The sequence below is a fragment of the Vibrio sp. Isolate23 genome, assembly GCF_022398095.1.
In the GTDB taxonomy this organism is placed as follows: Bacteria; Pseudomonadota; Gammaproteobacteria; order Enterobacterales; family Vibrionaceae; genus Vibrio; species Vibrio coralliilyticus_A.
The window spans coordinates 22,359-28,861 of sequence record NZ_JAKEUV010000017.1; the positions used below are offsets into that span (position 1 = coordinate 22,359).

A 6,503-nucleotide genomic window follows, 5' to 3' on the forward strand; every position below is an offset into this window, starting at 1 on the left:
ACAAGGGTTTAAGTATGTGGTAGCGTTGTCTGCCCATTAACGCGGCGTTAAGGCTCTCGATAGTATGAACTGCAACAATGTAATTGTTTGCATATGTGAAAAAGTGTGCTTTCGGTTCCAAAAGGATGAGAGCGATGCCAAAGATATTTGTAAAAGAGTTTTCCGCGATTGCTACTGAAAGCGGGACAAAAAAGCTAAATCTAATTAAAAAGCAAAAGAATAAGAAGCCATATAATCCAGCTGTGGATTATTACAAAAAGTTTCGTGAGAAAATTGTTAGTATTCTAAAGCATAAAGGACAATTACTTGAGCTGAAAGAATTGGCAGAGAAAGTTCCCAACGATAAAAAAGGTAACTATTCCTCGCTAGCGAAAAGCTTTGTTGCATGGGCAAAAGGAAAAAATATAAGTTGGCATGAGCCCATCAGGAAAAGCTATTTGTCAAACATAACTGAAATAGTTTGTAACCCTGAGCTAAATCTAAATATTGACGGTGTAAATTACGTCATTAAGTTATATTTCAGTGTAAATGAAAGAATGACGCAAGATCGCGCTAACTATATGTGTTTCACTATGCAGTCAGCTTTTGATGATAATACTCAAAATTACGCTGTTTTAGATGTCCAAACTAAGAAAATGTACTCATTTACTGGCAACGCAGATACGTTCGCAATTTCTGTAGAGTCAGAGATTGCCTCGATAGAAAGAGCTTGGTCGCAGTTGTAGCAAGAGCCTTAACAAAGCATTTAAGAGTGATTCCCAACGCTTGGCATTCTCAGTTCAAGGTTGGGTTTCGTGTTTACGGTTCAATGGTTTAGGTTAGGTGGTAGCGTTGCTCACACCTTAATGCGGCGTTAGGTTGCTTTAAGCTTGTACGGTTTTTTAGTCTTGATATCAGCCACTTCAATAATCTTGTTTGTCATGAATTTAAGTGGTCATGTGGCTCGAACGTTTCAGGTGAAAGCTTCATTTAACTGGCAAGTTTTGACGTTAGTGATTGAGTGTTTTCTGTTTTTAAGTGCTCTTGTCCAAGTCTATTCATTGGTAGTTTGCTCTCTCAACTTGGTTAGCTTTTGGGCTTCAGTGAACGATCGCAAAAATAGTAGTGTGGCTGTTATTAAGTTTTGGTGGTTATTGCGGTGCATTTATATTTGGTGTTTCATGGGTTAGTCCTATAGCACCAGCGAGCAAAGACACTCGTAATGAGCATACCTAACCATCAGCTCAAGACGGACAACCAACGCTTGGCGGTTTTGTGTCTGATTGTGTTCAGTGTTTACGGTGGTTTGCTGGAGTTTTGTGGTATCGTTGGTAGCCGCTTAGCAAGGGCGTTAGGTTGCTTTAAGTTTGTTCGTTTTTTAGTTGGGCGCTCAGCCACTTCAACTGTTTTGTTTTTCACGAACTTCCGTGGCCATGTGGCTCGAACTTTTTTAGGTGAAAGCTTTCTTCAATTAGCTAACTCTGGCTAGAATGACTGAATGTTTTTCGTTTTCAGTGCCCTGTCCAAGTTTATTCATTGGAAGTTTGTCCTCTTATCTTGGTTAGCTTTTTGGTTTCAGCGAACCACCGCAAAAGTAGTGATGTGGTAGCTATTCAGCTTCGGTGGTGATTGCGGTGCATTTAGCTTTGGTGTTTCATAGTTTTGTCCTATAGCTCAAGCTAGCAAAAGCGCTTGTAATGAGCATACCTAACCATCCGCTCAAGACGGACAACCAACGCTTGGCAGTTTTGTGTCTGGTTGAGGTTGGTGTTTACGGTGGTTTGTTGGAGTTTTGTGGTATTGTTGGTTGCCGCTTAGCAAGGGCGTTAGGTTGCTTAAAGTTTGTACGGTTTTTAAGTTTGGCGCTCAGCCACTTTGAATTCTTTTTTGTCGCCAATGTCAGTGGTCATGTGGCTCGAACTTTTTGCAGGTGAAGGTTTCATTCAACTGGCCAGCTTTGACGTTAGTGGCNGGCGTTAGGTTGCTTAAAGTTTGTACGGTTTTTAAGTTTGGCGCTCAGCCACTTTGAATTCTTTTTTGTCGCCAATGTCAGTGGTCATGTGGCTCGAACTTTTTGCAGGTGAAGGTTTCATTCAACTGGCCAGCTTTGACGTTAGTGGCTGAGACTTTTCCGTTTTAAGTGCTTTTGGCCAAGTTTGTTCGTTGAAAGTTCGCTATTTCCATCCGGTTAGTTTTTTGTTTCAGTGAACCACCGCAAAAATAGTGACGTGGTTGTGATTCAGCCTCGGTACTTATTGCGGTGCAGTTAGCTTTGGCTTTTCATGGTTTAGTCCTATAGCTCCAGCGAGGAAAGCGTTCGTAATGAGCATACCTAACCATCCGCTCAAGACGGACAACCAACGCTTGGCGATTTTGTGTCTGGTTGGGTATCGTGTTTACGGTGGTTTGTTGGAGTTTTGTGGTATTGTTGGTAGCCGCTTAGCAAGGKCGTTATGTGCTTATGGGGCATTTGAAATGGTAGTTTTGAAAGTAAGTATAATAAAGAAAGGGAGCATTAAGCTCCCTTTCTTTATCCGCCGATTTTAAACCTAAAGCATTTAGCAGTCTTTGGGTAAACCAATTCACCGCTACGCCAATGTCTAAAACACTTACAATAGACGTATCCGTCTTCTACATATGGATATTTTTTGTCTGACATAGTATGTAATCTCCGACTCAGATATTTGAACTGCAGCATTGGCACCATAGGCAGATCTGTAAGCCTTTACAGCAGCATGGTGGGATTAGTAAGTCCTTAGACTTAGTATCTAAATGGTTCATATAGAACTCCTATATTAAACAATGTTCATAGGTTTGATTTCTATACGATTAGAGATTACAATTCAGGTGCGAAGTGAAGTAGGTCTCTTATCGTATAGACTGCTTCTGAATAGGCATCCTAGTTAACTCTAGTGATGCCTTTTCTTTTAATTATTGCTCATTTTTCATATCCTCATTTCCATTAAAGTTACGGTAAATATGAGGAGAACTGCCTTTACCCTCTTTTACCATTTCAAATAATTCTTCTTCCTCACACATTTTCCGAACAGTAGTAGATAAGCGACTTCTAAATGATTTGTTATCTTTAGCTATGCCTTTCTTCTCTAAGACTGCAAAGACATGTGTTGCGGTAAACTCTCGATCTTTGAAAATTGGAAGAATTTCAAGAACATCCTCTCTAAGCCCTGCTTTTGCCGCTGCCGGTTTTGGAGCAAGTAGAGCGTCAATATCAATGTCTTCAGTAGAAATTACAGGCTTTTCTTCAGTCTCGTGAACTTCTACAGTTTTTTTAAACTGTAATAGAACTTTGCGAGCAATTTTAAGCTCTTCTAACTTCTGTTGTGTCTCTTCAATAGCTTTGTCGATTTCAGCGATGTCCATCGTTTCGATCTCCTCAGTTAACTTATGACGCTAGTTTATGATCGATGAACGACAATGTAAAGCATGGGTGGGGGATAAATTGAAGCATAATTAAGTGCAAAAGTGCAAAAGTGCAAAAGTGCAAAAGTGGCTATTTTAGTAACACTAGTTGTAATAACTAAGAATGTAGTAAGGTGATACTCTCTAAAACACACATAACAAGCAATTTAAGAGGGATTCACAACGCTTGGCACTTTTGCTTCTACTTCAAATTTAGTGTTTATGGCACAATGTTTTAGGTTGGGTGGTAGCGTTGTTCACCCCTTAATTGGGCGTTAGTACGGGATTGGCCTCAAAGGTTAAAGTTTAGGTGTTTATCGGTTTCGTTTCTCAGCTTTACACCTGAACGGGCATGGCTTTCACGTTCTTTCCGGTGGCACTATATGCGGAGTTTCCGCTTTGACCTCACCGTTTACGGCTTCTAACTTTTTGGTTATTTCTTGGGTGCGGCTTCTCTTGTGTGGTTGGTTATTGCCTTAAATCAGGTTCTTTGGTGTGGTTGTCAAAGTTCGGTGACCGAATCCTTTGTTAATTTGAAGCTGGTTAAAATAGGGTAGTTTGGCGTGTTTTTCTTCTAGCCAGCTTGCGTTTTGAGGTTGAGTTCTAGTTTCGCATCTGTCCCTTTAGCTTCAGCGTTTTAAACCACAACTTTCGTGCTATATTTCAATATCTTGGTGCAAACCAAAAAGTTTTGAAACAGCGTACTAACAAACAATTTAAGAGTGATTCGGCACGCGTGGCATTTTTACTTTGCGTTGGTTTTAGTGATTAAGGCGGTATGCGGCGGCATCGGTATCGCGTGCCTCACACCTTAATTGGGCGTTATGAGGCATATGGATATTCAACTAATACAAATAGAAAGTGATGAGTTTGAAAGTCTATTTTCTGTTGTGAAACAGGGACTTTATTCGCATGTTGATGCCGTCTTTGGTTGGTGTGATAAGTTCCAGGTCGATCGTTTAAAACGTGACTATGAGCCGCATTGGTTTCACTGGGTTTATCTCAATAACGCGCAAGTTGGAATGCTATGCTTCAAGCCTTACGACAATGCACTTCATGTACATTTACTCATCGTGTTTCCAGAATTTCAAAATCAGAAACTGGGTGAAAGAGTCATGAACGTGCTTCACGAAATCGCGCGTGAACAAGGGCGCAGTTACGTAACCTTATCAAGCTTTACTAGAAATGAGCCAGCGGTAAGGTTTTACAAATCTCTTGGCTATAAGGTAACTGAAAGCGACGAAAACTTCCTTTCTTTGTCGCTTCAGGTTGCCTCATAACAAAGCGTTCAAGAGGGATTCTCAACGCTTGGCATTTTTAGTTTGAATCGGTTTAAGTGATTACGGCACAATGGTTTAGGTAGGGTGGTTTGCGTTGTTCACCCCTTAACGCGGCGTTATATCCTTACGTATTCAATTTTAATTATAGAGAGAGCAAATGACGTTAATAAGTTTTGCTGACATGGAAGATAAATTTATAAAAGAAGTGTTAGAGCAGGAAGCTTCTTGGCACCCAGGCGCGGAATTAAGTACTTTTTCAATGGCTGCTGGGTATGCGATGGGACATGGCTATAAGCAAGGTAAAGCTTATATGTTTGCTATGGATTTAATGGATAAAGGTTTGGTATTCGATGACTAAAGAACAAGATTTGGTAAGTAAAGAGAAGTTTTTAGCATTAAAGAAGTCGTTTATTGAAAATGTAGAAAGCAAAAGTGGGGGTTTTGAGCCTCATGACAATTATTGCTGGAGATCGGTGATAACAGGTTACGCACTAGCGAATGGTTTTTCACATTATGAGGCGTATCAATTTGCGCGCGAAATGTTTCTCTAAAAAGGGTTCTGAAAGTCAATTAAGAACGGACTTAGTATCAAGTTTGAAGTGCGACACTTAGAGTAGCTGCTCATAAATATACTCCGTTGGTGTTTTATAACCAAGCCTTTGGCGTGGCCTGTTATTCAGTTTATACGCTATCTGGCTGCACAGTCTTTGTGTCACATGAGCCATTGAGGNCTTAGTATCAAGTTTGAAGTGCGACACTTAGAGTAGCTGCTCATAAATATACTCCGTTGGTGTTTTATAACCAAGCCTTTGGCGTGGCCTGTTATTCAGTTTATACGCTATCTGGCTGCACAGTCTTTGTGTCACATGAGCCATTGAGGTTTTCTTAGGTAAATATTGGCGTATGAGTCCATTTGTATTCTCATTGGTTCCTCGCTCCCAAGAGTGGTAGGGGGTTGCGAAGTAAAACAAGCATTTATGCTTGTTTTCTATCTCCTGATATTGATTGAATTCTGTACCATTATCAGCAGTGATAGTTTTAAATGGTAAGTTTGAATGTGTAACGATCTCTGTCATTCTCGCGTTGAGTGATGCAGTTGTTCGGTCATCTAGCTGTCCGATATAGGTGTAGCCAGTCATTCTGTCAACGAGAGTGACAATGCAGTGCTTAGTTCCACGACCGATCACGGTATCTATTTCCCAATGTCCAGGTTCTAGGCGTAACTCAGCTTGTTTTGGTCGTTCTGTTATGTGCCTTTTAGCGGCAATTCTCCCCCTGCTATCTTTGGCGTTGTAGCGCTTACGTCTCTGTTTTGGTGCTTGACGAAAATGTTTCCATAGCATGCCTCCGTTGGCTTTATCGGTCCATATGTGCTGGTAAATAAGCTCATGGCTCATCACTGGATAGCCATGCAAACGGCAATACCCAACGATTTGGTCAGGGCTCCAATCGAGCATTATAAGCGCGTCAATAATTTTGAAATCGTGCTTGGTATAGCGCTTGTTACGCCGTGACCGGCTCAACCTGTTTCTAGCTCTTTGTTGCGCTCTAGCAGGCTGATAGGAAGGGTTAGGGCGATAGGCGTTGTATCGAGAGTTACGTTTAAACTCTCGGTAGATAGTGCTCTTGTGACGCCCTAGCTCTTTAGCGATGTTGACGACACTAATGCCTTGCTTTCTAAGTGCGGACATCATATACCTTTCATTCTCAGTGAGGTGTGTGTAAATCATGGTTTTTCACTTCTTGGCGGGAGTAAAACTTATGAATAGCACATCTCACTGTTTTAAATTTCAGGGGTGTCGCACTTCGTACTTGAATCCAAGG

Annotated in this window: 9 protein-coding genes and 1 pseudogene; 7 read left to right on the forward strand and 3 right to left on the reverse strand. The window is 41.1% G+C overall.

The genetic code is table 11. The features are described from left to right. The first annotated feature begins 134 nt into the window (after positions 1-134). The 4 genes from L1D31_RS21980 to L1D31_RS21995 all read left to right on the forward strand — a co-directional run bounded on the left by L1D31_RS21980 (position 135) and on the right by L1D31_RS21995 (position 2,526). Positions 135-725 carry a hypothetical protein gene (locus L1D31_RS21980; protein WP_053350848.1) on the forward strand — a complete coding sequence of 197 codons (591 nt, stop codon included), beginning with the start codon at positions 135-137 and terminating at the stop codon, positions 723-725. Positions 726-1,201: 476 nt separating this feature from the next. Beyond that, positions 1,202-1,468: a hypothetical protein gene (locus tag L1D31_RS21985; RefSeq protein WP_239839081.1), complete on the forward strand. Its 267-nt coding sequence runs from the start codon at positions 1,202-1,204 to the stop codon at positions 1,466-1,468. Between the two features lie 208 nt (positions 1,469-1,676). After that, positions 1,677-1,913, forward strand: a complete 237-nt coding sequence (locus L1D31_RS22715) for a hypothetical protein (RefSeq protein ID WP_345772849.1) — start codon at positions 1,677-1,679, stop codon at positions 1,911-1,913. Between the two features lie 388 nt (positions 1,914-2,301). Further along, on the forward strand, positions 2,302-2,526 hold the full coding sequence (locus tag L1D31_RS21995; RefSeq protein ID WP_239839082.1) for a hypothetical protein: 225 nt from the start codon (positions 2,302-2,304) through the stop codon (positions 2,524-2,526). A gap of 384 nt (positions 2,527-2,910) precedes the next feature. Here the strand turns inward: L1D31_RS21995 and L1D31_RS22000 are convergent, their stop codons facing one another. Next, complete coding sequence (locus L1D31_RS22000; protein ID WP_140352748.1) at positions 2,911-3,360, reverse strand: hypothetical protein; 450 nt, start codon at positions 3,358-3,360, stop codon at positions 2,911-2,913. An 863-nt stretch (positions 3,361-4,223) separates the two neighbouring features. Between L1D31_RS22000 and L1D31_RS22010 the strand changes: the two genes are divergently transcribed. From L1D31_RS22010 to L1D31_RS22020, 3 genes are all read left to right on the forward strand, one after another. After that, the gene (locus L1D31_RS22010; protein ID WP_239839084.1) at positions 4,224-4,679 is read left to right on the forward strand and encodes a GNAT family N-acetyltransferase; all 456 of its coding nucleotides are present in this window, start codon (positions 4,224-4,226) and stop codon (positions 4,677-4,679) included. Positions 4,680-4,836: 157 nt separating this feature from the next. Next, positions 4,837-5,037, forward strand: coding sequence for a hypothetical protein (locus L1D31_RS22015; RefSeq protein ID WP_140333145.1), 201 nt, complete (start codon positions 4,837-4,839; stop codon positions 5,035-5,037). Continuing rightward, positions 5,030-5,230 carry a hypothetical protein gene (locus L1D31_RS22020; RefSeq protein ID WP_029807681.1) on the forward strand — a complete coding sequence of 67 codons (201 nt, stop codon included), beginning with the start codon at positions 5,030-5,032 and terminating at the stop codon, positions 5,228-5,230. The genes L1D31_RS22015 and L1D31_RS22020 overlap by 8 nt, the downstream gene beginning before the upstream one ends. Before the next feature lie 57 nt (positions 5,231-5,287). On the opposite strand, the pseudogene L1D31_RS22025 reads toward L1D31_RS22020, so the two are convergent. Together L1D31_RS22025 and L1D31_RS22030 are read right to left on the reverse strand one after the other, a co-directional pair. Then, positions 5,288-5,413, reverse strand: a pseudogene (locus L1D31_RS22025) (IS30 family transposase); the annotation flags it as partial. Between the two features lie 24 nt (positions 5,414-5,437). Further along, positions 5,438-6,409: an IS30 family transposase gene (locus L1D31_RS22030; RefSeq protein WP_239839085.1), complete on the reverse strand. Its 972-nt coding sequence runs from the start codon at positions 6,407-6,409 to the stop codon at positions 5,438-5,440. Between the last annotated feature and the right edge of the window lie 94 nt (positions 6,410-6,503).